The following is a 15,526-nucleotide window of genomic DNA, read 5'->3' as shown; positions in this document are numbered from 1 at the left end:
GGGAATCATCGCCGCTTGCTTCCGGGGGCGAGTGTGCGGCATAGGCCCGGCATGTCTGCGGCGCCGCCCCTTGAATATGATGCGATCGTGCTGGGCGCCGGAGCGGCGGGCCTGTTCTGCGGCGCGCGCATGGGACAGGCGGGCCAGCGCGTGGTGGTGCTGGACCATGCTGCCAAGCCCGCGGAGAAGGTGCGCATCTCCGGCGGCGGGCGGTGCAACTTCACCAATCTGGAAACCGCGGCGAACCGGTTCATCAGCCAGAACCCGCATTTCGCGAAATCCGCGCTGGCGCGTTACACGCCGTGGGACTTCACCAGCCTCATGGCCGCCCACGGCCTGACCTGGCACGAGAAGACCCTCGGCCAGCTGTTCTGTGACCAGAAATCCGGCGCGATCATCCAGATGCTGCTGGACGAGCTGGAGAAGGGGCAGGGGGAGCTGCGCCTCGAAACGAAAATTGAGGCAGTGACCCATGCCGCTGGCAGGTTCCGGGTTGAGACTTCCGGGGCCACGTTCTCCACGCCGAAACTGGTCGTGGCGACGGGCGGACTTTCCATTCCCAAGATGGGCGCGACGGGCCTTGCCTATGACATCGCCCGCCAGTTCGGGCATGACATCGTGCCGACGCGGGCGGCGCTCGTACCCTTCGTGTTCACCGGCGCAGACCATGAAGACTTCGCCTCCATCTCCGGTGTTGCCTGCGACGTGCGCGCGGCTGCGGGCGGAGCGGCCTTCGAGGAAGCGATGCTGTTCACGCACCGCGGTCTTTCCGGTCCGGCCATCCTTCAGGTGTCGTCCTATTGGCAACCGGGGGAGGCGGTGGCGCTGACCCTGTTGCCGGATACGGACATTGCCGGACAGCTGAAAGAAACGAAGCAGGACCGGCCGATGCAGACGCTGGCGACGGCGCTCGAAGGCCTGTTCGCCAAGCGGCTGGCCGAGCTCATCCTGCGACGCGAAGGGCTCGCCCCGGCTGCGCGGCTGGCGGACCTGTCACATGCCACGCTGGAGGGGCTCGCCGCCGCCCTCACAAGCTGGCAGGTGCGCCCGGCCGGGACCGAAGGCTATCGCACGGCGGAGGTGACGGCCGGCGGTGTGGACACGGCGGGCTTGTCCTCCCGCACCATGGAGAGCCGTCATGTGCCGGGCCTCCACTTCATCGGCGAATGCGTCGACGTCACCGGCTGGCTCGGTGGCTACAATTTCCAATGGGCCTGGGCGAGCGCCGCCGCAGCCGCCGAGCGCGTTAGCTGAGCTTGTACTTCACCGGCAGGCTTTTCAGGCCGGAGACGAAATTGGCGCGGGTGCTTTGCGGCTCCCCGGCCAGTTCGATCGACTCAAGGCGCGGCAGCAGCTCGTTCAGCAGGGCTTTGATCTCCATCCGGGCGAGGTGCATGCCCAGACAGACATGGACGCCATAGCCGAAGGCGACCTGTTTCTTCACGTCGCGGTCGACGCGGAATTCGAACGGATCGTCGAAGACCTCTTCATCGCGGTTGCCGGACCAGTAGAACAGGGCGAGCCCGTCGCCTTTCTTGATCGTCTTGTCACGGAGCGTGTAATCCTCCGTCGCCGTGCGCATGAAATGTTTCACCGGCGTCGTCCAGCGGATCATTTCCTCGATGGCATTCGGCAGGAGGGAGAGGTCGTTCTTGAGCTTCGCCAGCTGGTCCGGGCGCCGGATCAGTTCCAGCATGCCGCCGGAGACGGTGGAGCTGGTCGTGTCATGCCCGGCTGTGGCGACGATGATGTAATAGCTCATCGCTTCGCGTTCGCCGATCGGCTGGCCGTCGATCTGGCCATTGGCGATGACGGTGGAAACATCGTCGCGCGGATTGGCGCGCCGGTCTTCCGTGATTGCGCCGAAATACTGGAACAGTTCCTGCGCGGTCTTGAGCAGGTCGACGCCCTGGTCGCTGGTCATGGTCTGCCCGTCTTCGGACTTGTTGTCGCTTTCGCCCGCCACGTCCGGGTCGCCGGGACCGAAGATTTCCTGCGTCATCTTCAGCATGAATTTTTCATCAGACCTCGGAACGCCGAGAATCTCCATGATCACGCGCAGCGGATACCAGAGGGCGACTTCCTTCACGAAGTCGCATTCCCCGCCGAGGCTTGCCATATGGTCGACATGCTCCTTGGCGAGCGCGGCGATACGGGTCTCCAGCTTGCGCAGGTTTGGCGGCATGAACCAGGACTGGGTCAGGGCGCGCAGCTTCATGTGCACCGGGTCGTCGAGATCGACCAGCGTGCGGAAGAGGTGGGTGTCGCCGGTCGTGGCCTTGATCCACTCCTCTCCGGCCTTCGGGCTCAGATAGGTGCGGTCGTGATTGATGAAGATCTTGTTGTTCTTCTCGACCTCCAGAATGTCTGCATGTTTGGTGATCGACCAGAAGGGGCGGAACCCGTCCGGCTGGGTCCAGTGCACCGGGTCGTCCCGCCGCAGCTTCGTGTAGACCTCGTGGATATCCCAGCTGGCATAGAGGTCCGGATGGACGATCTCGTCATCCAGCGTGTCCCGTTTGAAGCCCGGAAAGGCGGCTGTTCCGTCGGCCATGATTTCCTCCCTTTTCTTTTAGGGAAGCAGACGACGTCCCGCGGCCCGGCGTCAAGCCGTGCCGCGAGGAAATCGCCATTTTCGGCTCGCAGGACAATGCGCCCCGTTGCGGGATGAGCGCTGCCCGCCAGTGGTCTGTCCGGGGCAGGCTTTCACGTCGCTTACGGAAGGTCCCCTTCGGTCGCGGTGCTGTAGGCCGGCTGTTCCTTCGGGCGCTTGCCGAACAGGTTCAGCGGGTAGAAGGCTTCTTCGGCCCAGTGAACCTGTCCGCCCGGTACGCCGTAGCGGGACGGCTGGTCGTCTGGCAGGAAGAGCGTGCCGAACATCCAGTCGAAGACGGAGAGGCACAGGCCGTAATTGCAGTACATCTTGCCGTTCTTGCCATAGCCGTGATGGGCGTGGTGCATGGTCGGCATAATGAAGACATGCGACAGGGCGCGGAAGGCGGGGCTCGACAGCAGGCGGGCGTCTGCGCGCCAGTGCATGTGGGTGAATGTGTTCCAGAGATAGAAGACAACCATGTAGATGGCGACCCCCGGTTCCATGCCGGCATAGATGAACAGCGCAATCATCCAGATGTGCGGCGTGAACACGGCCCAGAAGATGTTCTGGCGCTGCACGATGGACGAATTCATGGTCGTCGCGGAATGGTGCGTGCGGTGGATCTTCCACAGCCAGGCCAGCTTGTGGCCTTTCTTCTGGCCGACATGTCCCCAGCGGTGGATCCAGTAAAAGGCGAACTCCACGGTGAAGAAGACGATCAGCGCCGCCTGCCAGATCGGAACGGAGGCGGCGAAGCCCGCGCCTGCAGGGACCAGCCATGCGGCCAGGTAGCCGACGGCCAGCGCCATCAGGGGCCGCGTCGTGGCCGAATTTGTCAGGAAGGTCAGCACCGTCAGACCGAAGTCGCGCCTGGTATAGGTGCGCAGCCGGCCGGTCAGGGCCTCGATAATGAAGATGATCAGCGTCGCCAGATAGACCCAGAGTGCGTCCGAGAGTGTGAAAGTGTGGTCCGGCATTGTGTTGGGTCCTCGTCTGTTTCGCTTGAGTTTCCGTCGTGTGGAGACGTGCGCGTGGCCGCCTCTCTCCTGTTGTGAGGTCACATTTAATGTATATGCATTAATTGGGCAACTGTCATAATGACCGGGATCGCGGCATAGAGAGGCGGCGACCCAGAATGTCAGGCAAGGGGCACAGGGAATTGACCCGTCAGAGCGAAACGAAAAACGGCCGGACGGCGATTATCGAAGCGGCAGAATCCCTGTTCGCCGAATATGGCCTGCACGGTGCCTCTTTCCGTCAGATCAGCGAGGCGGCGAACCAGAAGAACGCTTCCGCCATCCAGTATCATTTCGGATCGCGCGACCAGCTGGTGGAAGCCGTTTTCGAAAACCGGATGCGCTATGTGAACCCGAAGCGCCTGGCCCTGCTGGAGGAGGTCCAGCCGACCGGCGGGACTGAGGAAGCCCGCGCGCTGGTCAGCACCTGGGTCTGGCCGCTGGCCGAGGAGTTGCGGCCGAGAGAGGAGGGCAATCACTATGTCCAGTTCATGGCGCGGGCGACGCGGGAAAAACAACTCGTGATCCAGCTCGCTCCGGCAGACCTGATGACCGGCTGGTTCCTTGCGGCCGACCGGCTGAAACAGCTGATGACCCATTTGCCGGAACAGGTCATTCGCACACGGCTGCTGGCAGCGAGCGACCAGTGCGTGAATTGCCTCGCCGCGTTCGAAGCGGAGCAGGCGGGCGCCTCACCCGATTTCGAACTTCAGGTCGAAACCCTGATCGACATGATCACCGCCGGCCTGATGGCGCCGATGTCCGAAGCCAGCGAGCGGGCGATGAAAAAACGGGGCGGGCGGCGTAAAAAATCCTGATTGCAGGGGCTGCCTCAATCCGGACACCCGTTTTGCGGGGCGCTGCTGCTTGTTTTCGTGCTGTGCAAGCCGAGCATCCTGCCGGGTGGGGAGGCGATGGCCGCCCGGGTGGACGGCGGGGCATTGGCGGCCTTCTGGCGGGCCCGTGACGCCCGCCTGGCGTGGCCGGGGACCGTTTTTTCCGCTCTTTCGGGTGGACATAACGCAACCCTTCAGATGGAGTATGAGCCATGCAATTTCACGCCGATGCCGCAAAGATCAAACGCTGGCGCGAGGAGCGCCACTGGTCTCAGGAACATCTGGCGGACCTGGCCGGGATCGGCCTGCGAACCGTTCAGCGGATTGAGCAGGGGGAAAAGGCCTCGCGCGAGTCGCTGATGGCACTGGCGGCGGCGTTCAATGTCGATGTCATGGCGCTGACCGTGGATCCCAAATCGGAAGCCCGGGCCGCGGTGCAGCAGAAAGCCGCCCGCAAAGGGGCCGCCCTGCGCCTGTCCTTCTGGATCAGCCTCGCCTGCTACCTGTTCGGCATGGTCCTCTTCACCGGCATCAATATCGGCACCGGCAGCTATGTCATGATGTGGGCGATGATCTGGTGGACGGTCGGAACGGCCGGGCACGGCCTCGCCGTCGTCCTGTTCGAACTGGTCAACCGGCACAAGGCGATGATGGGTGTACAGGAATAAACAAGCTGCGGTGGGTTGCCATAATCCGGACACCAGTTTTGCGGATCGTTGCTGCTTGACGCAACGGCGCTGTCGGATCAAACGCTGCGCGTATGAATGATGCGGTCCAGCCCCCTCAGAATGCAGACACACCGGCGCGCCGCGCCATGGTGCTGGGCGGTGTTTTGCTGGCGGTCGTGCTGCTCGTTTTCGGGCTCGGCAAGCTGGGTGTGCTGCCGAGCGGAGAGGCGATGACGGCCTGGATGGACGGCATGGCCGACAGCCCCTGGGGTCTGCCGGCGCTGATCGTCGTCTTCTGCGTCGCCGCCTTTCTGGGCGTGCCCCAGTTCGCCCTGATCGCCGCGGCCGTTGCGGTTTTCGGCCCCTGGGCCGGCGGGGCGTATTCCTGGATCGCGACCATGGTGTCGGGGGCGCTGACCTTCTATGTCGGCCGGCTGACGGGGGAACAGGCTTTCCGCCGCTATGCCGGCAAGACGGCGAACCGTCTGGCGGGGTTCATCGGACGCAACGCCTTCGTCGCGAGCGCCGTGGTGCGCAATGTGCCGACCGGGCCGCTCTTGCTGGTCAACATGGCGTTCGGCGTCAGCCATGCGCGCTTCCTGCCTTTCTGGGCAGGTATGGGCGTCGGCACGATCCCGAAGATCATCCTGGTCGCCTTTGCGGGGCGCAGCCTGCTGGCCGCGCTGTCGGGAAATCCCGTGACTGCGATCCTCGCGGCGCTGGCGGCGGTTGCCGTTTATGCGGTCATTGCCGTCTGGGTGCGCCAGCGCGTGCGAAAAACGGGGCAATCTGTTGCCCTGATCGGTGCAGGCGCGGTTGACAATTCGGGCGATCTGCCGGAATAACCGCATCATGCGCAAGAATTTGCCTCTACGCCTGCTTCTTACCGGCCCCTGGCCGGTGCCGACTGCTCCGCACTGAGTCCGGGGTAGGCGCACGGTCAGGGGATATTGAGCCAGACAATTTCCGACATTCCCCAGATCCAGGCCCTGCCATGACCAAATCAGACCATATCCGTATCTTCGACACCACTTTGCGTGACGGCGAACAATCGCCCGGCGCCTCCATGACTCATGGCGAGAAACTCGAACTCGCCGCATTGATGGAAGAGATGGGCGTCGACGTGATCGAAGCCGGTTTCCCCGCCGCCTCCGAAGGTGACTTTGCCTCCGTCAGCGAGATTGCCCGCCGCTCGAAAGACGCTATCATTTGCGGCCTTTCCCGTTCGACCGAGTCGGACATCGCGCGTTGCGGCGAGGCCGTGCGCCATGCCGCGCGCCCGCGTATCCACACCTTCATCTCCACCAGCCCCGTGCACATGAAGCACAAGCTGCAGATGGGGCCGAATGCCGTGCTGGAAGCGGTTGGCCGCTCGGTCAGCCAGGCTCGCAACCTCGTCGACGATGTCGAGTGGAGCGCTGAAGATGCCACGCGCACCGAGTTCGACTTCCTGTGCAAATGTATCGACGTCGCCATTCAGAGTGGCGCAACCACGATCAATATTCCGGACACGGTGGGCTATTCCCACCCGGACGAGTATGGCGCGCTGTTCCGCCGCCTGATCGAGAATGTCGCCAATTCGGATAAAGTGATCTGGTCGGCGCACTGCCACAATGATCTGGGCCTCGCGGTCGCCAACTCCATCAGCGCCGTCGCCAATGGCGCCCGTCAAGTGGAGTGCGCGATCAACGGCCTCGGCGAGCGGGCCGGCAATGCGGCGCTGGAAGAAGTCGTCATGGCGCTGCGCGTCCGTAACGATACGCTGCCCTATTCGACCGGTGTGAAAACCGAATATCTCTCGCGCGCCTCCGCCATGCTGAGCCGCATCACGGGCTTCCCGGTTCAGTACAACAAGGCCATCGTCGGCAAGAACGCCTTCGCGCATGAAAGCGGCATCCATCAGGATGGCATGCTGAAGAACTCGGAAACCTACGAGATCATGAAGCCGGAAGATGTCGGTGTCGCCAAAACGTCTTTGGTGATGGGCAAACTGTCCGGCCGCCATGCCTTCCGCGACAAGCTGGAATCGCTGGGCTATGTGCTGGAGCAGGACGCGCTGAACGATGCCTTCAAGCGCTTCAAGGCACTCGCCGACAAGAAGAAGCATGTCTTCGACGATGACATCGTGGCCCTGGTCGACGATCAGCTGGCGGAAGATGGCGAGCGCGCCATGTTCAAGCGCCTGCGCGTCGTGGCCGGCACCGAAGGCCCGCAGACGGCCGAGATCGATCTGGTCATGGACGGCGAGGACAAATTCGCGATTGCCCGCGGCAACGGCCCGGTGGATGCGGTCTTCAACGCCATCCGGTCGCTGATCCCGCATTCCGGCAAGCTGGACCTTTACCAGGTGCACGCGGTTACCGGCGGAACAGATGCGCAGGCGACCGTATCTGTGCGTCTCAACGATGCCGATGGTTTCATGGCGACCGGCCGCGCGTCCGACCCGGACACGCTGGTGGCCAGCGCCAAGGCCTATCTCCACGCCGTCAACAAGCTGGAAAACCGCAAGGCCAAGCGCCAGGCGGCCTGACCAAATCCTTGAAAACAGCCCCTTTCTCCCGTGCAGCGCGCACGGGAGGCAGGTCGGCTGTGTGCTGACGAGACCGCCTCATGGAACTCTGGATCCCGGTCACCCTTGCGGCGGCTTTCTCCCAGAATTTGCGCAATGCGCTGCAGAAGATGCTGAAAGGCCGCCTCAGCACATGGGGGGCGACGGCCAGCCGGTTTGTCTTCGCGGCGCCGCTGGCGGTGCTGTTCTTTGTCGTCTTTCGCGGCGCGACGGGGCAGGGCGTCGGCGTACCGCCGGGCAGTTTCTATGGCTGGGGCATGCTGGGCGGCCTTGCGCAGATCGTGGCGACCGGCCTGCTGATCCATCTTTTCTCCCATACGAATTTCGCTGTCGCGACGGCTTTCACGAAAACCGAACCGTTGCAGACGGCCCTGTTCGGGATCGTCCTGCTGGGCGACCAGTTGACGGTCGGCGCGGCCATCGCGATCCTGATCAGCCTTCTGGGCGTGATCCTCGTTTCCATGCCGGGCGGCGAAGGGCGGGCGCGTTTCCGGATCGACAGCAAGGTCTGGATCGGCGTGCTTTCCGGCGGCCTGTTCGGGCTTTCTGCGGTGGCCTATCGCGGGGCCTCGCTGTCGCTGCCGGAAGGGGGCGTCGTTCTGAGGGCGTCTGCCACGCTGGCCTTCGTGACCGTGTTCCAGGCCATCGCCATTCTCATCTGGCTGGCCTGGCGCGAGCGCGGGCAGGTGGCCCATCTGGTGCGAGCCTGGCGTGTGGCGTCGCTGGTGGGCGTTACCGGTATGCTCGGGTCTTTAGGCTGGTTCACGGCGTTCACGCTGGAGAATGCCGCCCATGTGCGGGCCGTGGGGCAGGTGGAGGTGATCTTCACGCTGGCCATCTCGATCCTCTTCTTCCGGGAGAAAGTCACGCCGAGAGAGATCGCAGGTGTCTTGCTGGTGGCTGCCGGTGTTGTCGCGCTGGTGCTTCTGGCGCATTGAGGGCAACGAAGTTTGGAATGCAGGAGGCTGGTATGGCGGAAGGGTGTTCGGTGCCCATCATGGATCGCGTCTGGGTGCGCGAGGCGGTCCAGAAGATCAATGCGGACTTCAACCGCTCTGCCGACACCCACCTGATCAAGGTGGAGCTGCCGGCCTTTCCGGATCAGACGCTCTATCTGAAGGATGAGTCCATCCACCCGTCCGGCAGCCTGAAGCACCGTCTGGCGCGCTCGCTGTACCTCTATGGCCTGTGTAACGGACATATCGGGCCGGAGACAGTGATCGTGGAATGCTCGTCCGGCTCCACGGCCGTGTCGGAAGCCTATTTCGCGCGGCTGCTGGGCCTGCGCTTCATCGCCGTCATGCCCAAGGGCACGGCGCCGTCGAAGATTGAGAAGATCACCTTCTATGGCGGTGAGCCGCATGAGGTGGAGCCCGGCGACATCTATGCCGAAGCCGAACGGCTCGCCTGTGAGACCGGCGGCCATTTCATGGACCAGTTCACCTATGCCGAACGGGTGACCGACTGGCGGGGCAACAACTCCATCGCCGACAGCCTGTTTGCGCAATTGGCGCTGGAGGACCATGCGATCCCCGACTGGGTTGTGATGAGCGCGGGCACAGGTGGCACGTCGGCCACGATCGGGCGTTATATCCGCTATCGCTGTGACCTTGCCGCGAAGACGCAGCTCTGTGTGGCTGACCCCGAAAACTCGGTCTTCTACGACCATTACCGCACCGGCGATCCGTCCCTGAAGATCAAGACCAAGTCCCGAATCGAGGGGATCGGACGGCCGCGTGTGGAAGCTTCGTTCCAGCCGCGGGTCATCGACCGTATGATGCAGGTGCCGGATTCAGCGTCCATTGCCACCATCCACTGGCTGGAAAAGGTGCTGGGCCGCAAATGCGGCGGGTCGACCGGAACCAATGTCTGGGCGGCGCTGCACCTGATGCGTGAGATGCGCGACGCCGGGAAGGCCGGCTCCGTAGCGACCCTGATCTGTGATGGCGGGGAGCGCTATCTCGACACCTGCTATAATCCGGACTGGATCGCGCGCGAAGGTCTGGACCTGGCCCCGCATGCGGCCTGGCTGGTGAAGACGGCTGGCACCTGACGGGGCGGTGCCCCAGACAGGGACGGCTGCCCCGTCAATCTTTCTGAACCGATACGGGGCAGGGCGCTGTCAGATTATGGAATTTGAGACACAAAGGTTGATGTAACGGTCAGTCTTTGTCGCCGTCATTTCCGGCATTCCGGCGCATTTCTTCCTCGCGAATACGGGCGATCAGCGCGTCAAACTTTTCGGGAACAGGTTCCTCGAGCAGGGAATCGAAGGTTTTCTTCAGGGCAGAGCTGAGGGCTTGCGCCGCACCGCCGGGCAATTCTTTCGGTGGCCGTTCAGGCGGGTCCTGCTCCTGCGAACTGTCCTTCATGAGACTGCTTCCCGGATGTTCCGGTTCGGGTGGTTTCCTCTGGATATTTTGGGCAGAACCAATATCAGGCGGTGGGGTGATCGCAACCGGTATTTGCAATCGGAGTGGCAAAAGTTTTGGATCGGCTGGCCGGCAAGTGCTGCAGGTTGCAAGTTGCGCACGAACCGGACCGGCGGAATCTGAAAATTGTGCAGTGCCCCCCGGGACCTGCCGCGACCAGTCAGGGTCAGTGGCCTGACAAAGTCGGTTGGCAGTGGTTCCACGCAAACGCGAAATTGTTCCGGATCGGGCAAATTTCATCTATTCCTTCAACCGTAACTCCATCCCCCTGTGTCAGAACGGGCCGTAACGATGTGGCACGCTTCCTGTGCCGGATTGAACAAATGACCATGCCTGAGCGGGCGAAAAGACCTGCCTGGCAAACAACAGGGTGATGAAATCATGGCAAAAACGGTCCTCGTTATCGATGACGATCCGACGCAACGCCGCCTGCTGCAGGCTGCTGTGGAAAAGGCGGGCTTTGCCTGCCGCACGGCACCGGACGGTGAAGCCGGCATTGCGCTGGCCGCGGACCCGAAGGATGGCATTGATGTCGTTCTTCTGGACCTGACCATGCCAGGCCTGTCCGGGATGGAAACGCTGGAGCGTCTTGCGGCCAAACGCCAGGACCTGCCGGTAATCATGCTGACTGCAACCAGCGGCATCGACACGATCGTCCAGTCCATGCGCGGTGGCGCGGTTGACTTTATCGTGAAGCCGGCCAATCCGGAGCGTGTGGTCGTCAGCATCCGGAACGCCCTGAAGATGCAATCGCTGACCGGAGAAGTGAAGCGCCTCGCCCGCAAGGCAGAAGGCGGCATGGCGTTCGACGACATGATTGCGTCGGCGGCTCCGATGCGTCAGGTGATTCGTCTTGCCGAGCGGGCCGCTGTGTCCGACATTCCGGTCCTGATCCTCGGTGAAAGTGGTGTGGGTAAGGAAGTTGTTGCCCGCTGCATTCAGGGGGCCTCGACCCGTGTGGGCAAGCCGTTCGTGACGGTGAACTGCGGGGCGATCCCGGAAAACCTGGTTGAGTCGATCCTGTTCGGCCATGAGAAGGGCGCGTTTACCGGTGCTGTCTCCAAAGCGCTGGGCAAGTTCGTCGAGGCCGATGGCGGCACGCTGTTCCTGGATGAGGTCGGCGAACTGCCGCTCGATGCGCAGGTGAAACTGCTGCGCGCCCTGCAGGAAGGGGAAGTCGATGCCGTCGGGTCCCGCCGGCCGACCAAGGTGGACGTGCGGATCATCTCCGCCACAAACCGCGACCTGTCCCAGCAGGTGGCCGAAGGCACGTTCCGCGAAGACCTGTTCTACCGTCTCAACGTGTTCCCGATCGACATGCCGAGCCTGCGCGAACGCCGCGACGACATCCCGGCCCTGGTCGAGCATTTCATTGGCCGCTTCAATGCAAGCGAAGGCACGAAAGTGTCCGGCGTGGCCGATGACACGATGAAGATGCTGTATGCTTTCGATTGGCCGGGCAACGTCCGCCAGCTCGAGAATGCCGTCTTCCGCGCCGTGGTCCTCTGCGATGGCGACAAGCTTCGTCCGCAGGACTTCCCGCAGATTTCCGGCCAGATGCCGGACATTGCCAGCCTGCCGGCCGCTCCGGCGGTTGCCCCGGCTGACGCTGCTTCGGTCGTTGCCGGTGTGCCGTCCGCTGGGCTCGCTACGGGAGAGGGGCCTGTTCCGATCATGGACCCGGATGGCGAAATGCGCGCCCTGCAGGACATCGAACGTGACATCCTTCAGTATGCGATCGACTACTATCAGGGCCATATGAGCGAAGTGTCCCGCCGCCTCGGTATCGGCCGCTCCACGCTTTACCGCAAGGTGCGCGAGTACGATCTCGACATGCACGAGCGCGAAGCGAGCTGATTCTCCTGTTCTGACTTTACGAGGTCGTCTCAGCCCTGAGGCGGCCTCGACAGGTCGTAGGACATGGCCACATCGCAGCGCGCATAGCGTTTGCCGTAGCGGTCCATGATGTCTGCATCGTGGACGAAGCCAGCCTTTTCATACAGGTGGATGGCGGCGGCGCATTTCTTGTTGGTCAGCAGGAACAGGCTGCCGATGGGCAGTTGCCGGGCGCGCTCGATTGTCCGCTGCAGGAGGAAGTCTCCCGCCTTCAGGCCGCGGGCGCTGGCACGCACGCCCATCTTGGTCAGCTCGAAGGCGTCGCCGTCCACCGGCATCAAGGCGCAGGTGCCGATGATGCCGAGCCCGTCGGCCTCCACGAACAGGATCACGCCGCCGCGGTCGATGATCATCTCGCGTGGGTGCTCAATGATCTCTATGTCCTTTTCTTCCAGCGTGAACATGTCCTCCACCCATTCGCGGGTGATCGCGTCGAACTCCGGCGCGAGCCGGTCATCATATTCGACGAGCCTCAACGCCGGCCCGGCGCCTTCATCGAGGATCCGGTCGTGCAGGGAGCGTTCCTGCAGGGCCGCCTCGACCCGGCCGATCTGGGTCAGGAAATCAGCGTCCGGCCCCTCACATAATTGCTGGGCTGCGCGGCGTACCTGGGGCCAGAGGTCCCGTTTCAATTCATTGACCAGTGCTTCGCCGTCCGGCGTCAGGCGGATCTGTTTCTGGCGGCTGTCACCTTCCACCGGCGAAACCGTGGTGAGCCCCATCTTCTGAAGCGCGTTGTGAATACGGGTGACGGCCGGCTGGCTTATGCCGACGGCCTCCACGGCTTCGGTGACGCTAAGCGGTCCATAGGTCGCGAGCGCGGCCAGAAGCGGAAAATGCGTGCCCTGAATGGGCAGGCCCCGGTCGGCGAACACTTTCGTTGCGTCTGCCTGCATCCGCTCGGCCAGCCGCTTCAGCCGGCTGCCCAGGGCCAGCGGGCCCATTTCCGCAAGAACATCACGCGCCATGCCGCTCTCCATCCGATGAACATGATATATAACGTGTTATGTAATTGGATTTGTCAAGCGTGACTTCAGGGCCTGGATGCCTTCAGGCGTCGTCTTCAATGGAGCTGGCGACGATGGCGGGCGCGGGCCGTGTCACGGCGGCGACGGCAAGGCCTGCACCTGCGGCGATTACCATCAGCCAGTAGATATGCGTCTGGGCTTCCGCGCCGCCGGGGGCAAGCGCGTCATAGGCAAGGCCGGACAGGAAGGTCGACAATGCCAGGATCGGGCCGAACACCAGCGCGCCGTTTACCGCATAGGCCAGCGGCAGGCGCTCATCCGGCAGGGCCTGCTGCAGGAAACGCATGGTGGCGAGGTGCGTCAGGGCGAAGGACGCCGCGTGCAGTGTCTGGAACATGGCGGCGAAGGCCACCGGCAGCACGAACCCCGCCGCTGTCCAGCGCACCATTGCGCCAAGGCCGCCCAGCCATAACAGGTTCACCGCGCTGAAGCCCCGCAGTAACCGTCCGGACAGAAGCAGGAGCCCGATCTCGGTCACCACGCCGACGGCCCAGAGCGCCCCGATGCTTGAGCCGGAAATGCCCTGCGATACCCAGATCACGGACGAGAAGGCGTAATAGACGCCGTGGCTTGCCTGGATCAGCGCGGCGGCCAGGATGAAGGCGAAGAGGGCCGGAAGCCGGTACAGCGAGAAGCCTTCCGCAAACGTGCTGAGGACCGTTCGTTTCGGCAGTACCTGCCGGGCGCCCTGCCGCGTGAACAGGGGCGCGATCGTGGCCAGCAGGGCGGCGCTCAGCAGGTAGACGAGAATGCCATCGGGTCCGAAAGCAGACAGGACGGCCCCGCCAGCGAGGTTGGCGACAACAAAGGCAAGCGAGGCGATGGCCCGGCCCTGCCCGTAATCCGGCCGCGCATTACGTGTGCCGTAAATCAGTACCGCTTCGAACAGCGGGCCGGACACATTGGTTGCGCTGTAGATGGCGACGCAGACCAGGAAGGCGGCCGCCTGTGGCAGGTCCGGAAACAACAGGGCATAGCCGGCAAGGCAGACAGCCATCGTGCCAGCCAGCGTCGCGCGCAGCCCGTGAGACTGGGCCCGGCCTGCGGCGAGCGGCCCGGCGAAGATGCGGATGAGGGCGGCCAGCGTGCCTGCCCCGGCGATTTCCGCGCCCGACATGCCGCCCGCTTTTTCCATCCACACCGGCAGGTAGGGCAGGTTTGCCCCGAGCACGAGGTTGACCGCGCCCGCCGAAAGCGAGGCCAGCCAGGCATCGTTCAGGCGCATGCGTCAGGCCTGCTGGCGGGAAACGGGCCGGTATGCATTTGGGAGTCCGTAGGCTGTGTCGAGAACGGAATCCGCACTAGCCCGGTTATGAGGTCCGGGATAGCGGAATTTGACCGTGTCCGGAAAAATCCGCAGCGGCTGTCAGGCGGCGGTGGCGGTCAGCTGTTCGCGGATGACTTCGCCCACTTTCCTTGCATCGGCTTCGCGCGGGCTGCCGGCGCGCCAGGCGATGCCGATGCGGCGCCCGATCACCGGCTGGACAAACTCCCGCACGGCGACGTCGCTGCCGACATTCAGGCCATGATCGACAGCGAGCTTTGGCAGCAGCGATACACCAAGCCCGCCGGCAATCATGTTGACCAGCGTGCCGAGTGAGGTGGCAGCGACCTGGTCTTTCCGGGCGCCGGTCGGCATGCGGCAGATCGATAGCGCATGGTCGCGCAGGCAGTGCCCGTCTTCCAGCAGGAGGAGGTTCTCGTCCGCCAGGTCTTCCGGGGCGAGCCCGTTCTTTGAGGCGAGCGGGTGATTGGCCGGCGCGGCGAACAGGAACTCATCGTCCAGCAGGGTCATCGTCTCGATGCCGGGCGTGTCCCAGGGCAGCGCGATCAGGGCGGCGTCCAGCGTGCGTGTGCGCAGCTGGTCGATCAGGCGCCCGGTCTTGTCCTCATGCAAGTAGAGCTTGAGGTCGGGATAGGCCGCATTCAACGCCCGTACGGTCTGTGGGAGCACGAAAGGGGCGATGGTCGGGATGGCGCCTAGGTGAAAGGGGCCCGTCAGAAGGGCGCCGGCGCTCTGGACCGCCTGCACCAGGGCGTGGGCGTCGTTCAGAAGGGCAGAGGCCCGGGCGAGGGCAATTTCGCCGGCATGGGTGAGGCTGGCGCCGCGGGCTTCGCGTTCGGCCAGTTTGACGCCGAGGAGGTCCTCCAGTTCCCGGATCCCGGCGGAAAGCGTGGGCTGGGTGACATGGCAGGCCTCGGCCGCCCGGGAGAAGGAGCCGGTCTCGCCAAGGGCGACGAGGAACTGCAACTGGCGGAGTGTGGGAATAATCATAGGTTCGATCTATGGCATAACGGTAAACCATCAAAATTTCTTTTTGTCGCATGCAGAATCCGGAACGGGGCCGGATTCAGAAATAATCGCATAAAAACAATGGAGATCTCGCTATTTGAGGGTTTGTTGGCAGTCCCGAAGTCACCTTGGGTGACACCTGACGAAAAAAAGTTCAGCCAAGGCGAGAAAATTTGGAACCGTTTGGCTCTC

The 15,526-nt window shown here is 63.4% G+C and carries 14 protein-coding genes; 8 read left to right on the top strand and 6 right to left on the bottom strand.

What is annotated here, in order from left to right; translation table 11 throughout:
- Window positions 1–51 precede the first annotated feature (51 nt).
- Window positions 52–1,254, top strand: a complete 1,203-nt coding sequence (locus HJA_RS02175; RefSeq protein WP_035577542.1) for a BaiN/RdsA family NAD(P)/FAD-dependent oxidoreductase — start codon at window positions 52–54, stop codon at window positions 1,252–1,254.
- Here the strand turns inward: HJA_RS02175 and HJA_RS02170 are convergent.
- Together HJA_RS02170 and HJA_RS02165 are read right to left on the bottom strand one after the other, a co-directional pair.
- Window positions 1,247–2,554, bottom strand: a complete 1,308-nt coding sequence (locus HJA_RS02170) for a cytochrome P450 (RefSeq protein ID WP_051597259.1) — start codon at window positions 2,552–2,554, stop codon at window positions 1,247–1,249. The two genes, HJA_RS02175 and HJA_RS02170, sit on opposite strands and share 8 nt — an antisense overlap.
- A gap of 161 nt (window positions 2,555–2,715) precedes the next feature.
- The gene (locus tag HJA_RS02165; RefSeq protein WP_035569173.1) at window positions 2,716–3,573 is read right to left on the bottom strand and encodes a sterol desaturase family protein; all 858 of its coding nucleotides are present in this window, start codon (window positions 3,571–3,573) and stop codon (window positions 2,716–2,718) included.
- Window positions 3,574–3,755: 182 nt separating this feature from the next.
- On the opposite strand from HJA_RS02165, the gene HJA_RS02160 reads away from it, so the two are divergent.
- From HJA_RS02160 to HJA_RS02135, 6 genes are all read left to right on the top strand, one after another.
- Complete coding sequence (locus HJA_RS02160; RefSeq protein WP_035577540.1) at window positions 3,756–4,430, top strand: TetR/AcrR family transcriptional regulator; 675 nt, start codon at window positions 3,756–3,758, stop codon at window positions 4,428–4,430.
- Window positions 4,431–4,660: 230 nt separating this feature from the next.
- The gene (locus tag HJA_RS02155) at window positions 4,661–5,116 is read left to right on the top strand and encodes a helix-turn-helix domain-containing protein (RefSeq protein WP_035577538.1); all 456 of its coding nucleotides are present in this window, start codon (window positions 4,661–4,663) and stop codon (window positions 5,114–5,116) included.
- A 92-nt stretch (window positions 5,117–5,208) separates the two neighbouring features.
- Window positions 5,209–5,961, top strand: a complete 753-nt coding sequence (locus HJA_RS02150) for a TVP38/TMEM64 family protein (protein WP_051597258.1) — start codon at window positions 5,209–5,211, stop codon at window positions 5,959–5,961.
- A gap of 149 nt (window positions 5,962–6,110) precedes the next feature.
- Complete coding sequence (locus HJA_RS02145) at window positions 6,111–7,646, top strand: 2-isopropylmalate synthase (RefSeq protein ID WP_035577535.1); 1,536 nt, start codon at window positions 6,111–6,113, stop codon at window positions 7,644–7,646.
- An 80-nt stretch (window positions 7,647–7,726) separates the two neighbouring features.
- On the top strand, window positions 7,727–8,623 hold the full coding sequence (locus HJA_RS02140; RefSeq protein ID WP_035577532.1) for a DMT family transporter: 897 nt from the start codon (window positions 7,727–7,729) through the stop codon (window positions 8,621–8,623).
- A 32-nt stretch (window positions 8,624–8,655) separates the two neighbouring features.
- Window positions 8,656–9,738 carry a PLP-dependent cysteine synthase family protein gene (locus HJA_RS02135; RefSeq protein ID WP_035578013.1) on the top strand — a complete coding sequence of 361 codons (1,083 nt, stop codon included), beginning with the start codon at window positions 8,656–8,658 and terminating at the stop codon, window positions 9,736–9,738.
- Window positions 9,739–9,847: 109 nt separating this feature from the next.
- Here HJA_RS02135 and HJA_RS02130 read toward each other — a convergent pair whose 3' ends face one another.
- A complete protein-coding gene (locus HJA_RS02130; RefSeq protein WP_035577529.1) occupies window positions 9,848–10,057 on the bottom strand; it encodes a NepR family anti-sigma factor in 210 nt (69 codons plus the stop codon).
- A 441-nt stretch (window positions 10,058–10,498) separates the two neighbouring features.
- On the opposite strand from HJA_RS02130, the gene HJA_RS02125 reads away from it, so the two are divergent.
- Window positions 10,499–11,974 carry a sigma-54-dependent transcriptional regulator gene (locus HJA_RS02125; protein ID WP_035577526.1) on the top strand — a complete coding sequence of 492 codons (1,476 nt, stop codon included), beginning with the start codon at window positions 10,499–10,501 and terminating at the stop codon, window positions 11,972–11,974.
- Window positions 11,975–12,003: 29 nt separating this feature from the next.
- Here HJA_RS02125 and HJA_RS02120 read toward each other — a convergent pair whose 3' ends face one another.
- The 3 genes from HJA_RS02120 to HJA_RS02110 form a co-directional block, all read right to left on the bottom strand.
- Window positions 12,004–12,981 (bottom strand): bifunctional helix-turn-helix transcriptional regulator/GNAT family N-acetyltransferase, encoded by a 978-nt coding sequence (locus HJA_RS02120; protein WP_035577523.1) that lies wholly within the window; start codon window positions 12,979–12,981, stop codon window positions 12,004–12,006.
- A gap of 82 nt (window positions 12,982–13,063) precedes the next feature.
- On the bottom strand, window positions 13,064–14,266 hold the full coding sequence (locus tag HJA_RS02115) for an MFS transporter (protein WP_035577520.1): 1,203 nt from the start codon (window positions 14,264–14,266) through the stop codon (window positions 13,064–13,066).
- A gap of 141 nt (window positions 14,267–14,407) precedes the next feature.
- On the bottom strand, window positions 14,408–15,316 hold the full coding sequence (locus HJA_RS02110) for a hydrogen peroxide-inducible genes activator (RefSeq protein ID WP_035577518.1): 909 nt from the start codon (window positions 15,314–15,316) through the stop codon (window positions 14,408–14,410).
- Between the last annotated feature and the right edge of the window lie 210 nt (window positions 15,317–15,526).

Origin of the sequence: Hyphomonas jannaschiana VP2 (assembly GCF_000685215.1) — a bacterium.
GTDB classification, from domain to species: Bacteria; Pseudomonadota; Alphaproteobacteria; order Caulobacterales; family Hyphomonadaceae; genus Hyphomonas; species Hyphomonas jannaschiana.
The sequence above is the reverse complement of the archived record's forward strand: the minus strand, read 5'-3'. Positions and strand labels throughout refer to the sequence as shown.

What these genes read in the sequence shown, in the direction of transcription:
- HJA_RS02175 (WP_035577542.1), top strand. Translation starts at nt 52, where the DNA reads ATGTCTGCGGCGCCGCCCCTTGAATATGATGCGATCGTGCTGGGCGCC.
- HJA_RS02170 (WP_051597259.1), bottom strand. Translation starts at nt 2,554, where the DNA reads ATGGCCGACGGAACAGCCGCCTTTCCGGGCTTCAAACGGGACACGCTG.
- HJA_RS02165 (WP_035569173.1), bottom strand. Translation starts at nt 3,573, where the DNA reads ATGCCGGACCACACTTTCACACTCTCGGACGCACTCTGGGTCTATCTG.
- HJA_RS02155 (WP_035577538.1), top strand. Translation starts at nt 4,661, where the DNA reads ATGCAATTTCACGCCGATGCCGCAAAGATCAAACGCTGGCGCGAGGAG.
- HJA_RS02150 (WP_051597258.1), top strand. Translation starts at nt 5,209, where the DNA reads ATGAATGATGCGGTCCAGCCCCCTCAGAATGCAGACACACCGGCGCGC.
- HJA_RS02145 (WP_035577535.1), top strand. Translation starts at nt 6,111, where the DNA reads ATGACCAAATCAGACCATATCCGTATCTTCGACACCACTTTGCGTGAC.
- HJA_RS02140 (WP_035577532.1), top strand. Translation starts at nt 7,727, where the DNA reads ATGGAACTCTGGATCCCGGTCACCCTTGCGGCGGCTTTCTCCCAGAAT.
- HJA_RS02135 (WP_035578013.1), top strand. Translation starts at nt 8,656, where the DNA reads ATGGCGGAAGGGTGTTCGGTGCCCATCATGGATCGCGTCTGGGTGCGC.
- HJA_RS02130 (WP_035577529.1), bottom strand. Translation starts at nt 10,057, where the DNA reads ATGAAGGACAGTTCGCAGGAGCAGGACCCGCCTGAACGGCCACCGAAA.
- HJA_RS02125 (WP_035577526.1), top strand. Translation starts at nt 10,499, where the DNA reads ATGGCAAAAACGGTCCTCGTTATCGATGACGATCCGACGCAACGCCGC.
- HJA_RS02120 (WP_035577523.1), bottom strand. Translation starts at nt 12,981, where the DNA reads ATGGCGCGTGATGTTCTTGCGGAAATGGGCCCGCTGGCCCTGGGCAGC.
- HJA_RS02115 (WP_035577520.1), bottom strand. Translation starts at nt 14,266, where the DNA reads ATGCGCCTGAACGATGCCTGGCTGGCCTCGCTTTCGGCGGGCGCGGTC.
- HJA_RS02110 (WP_035577518.1), bottom strand. Translation starts at nt 15,316, where the DNA reads ATGATTATTCCCACACTCCGCCAGTTGCAGTTCCTCGTCGCCCTTGGC.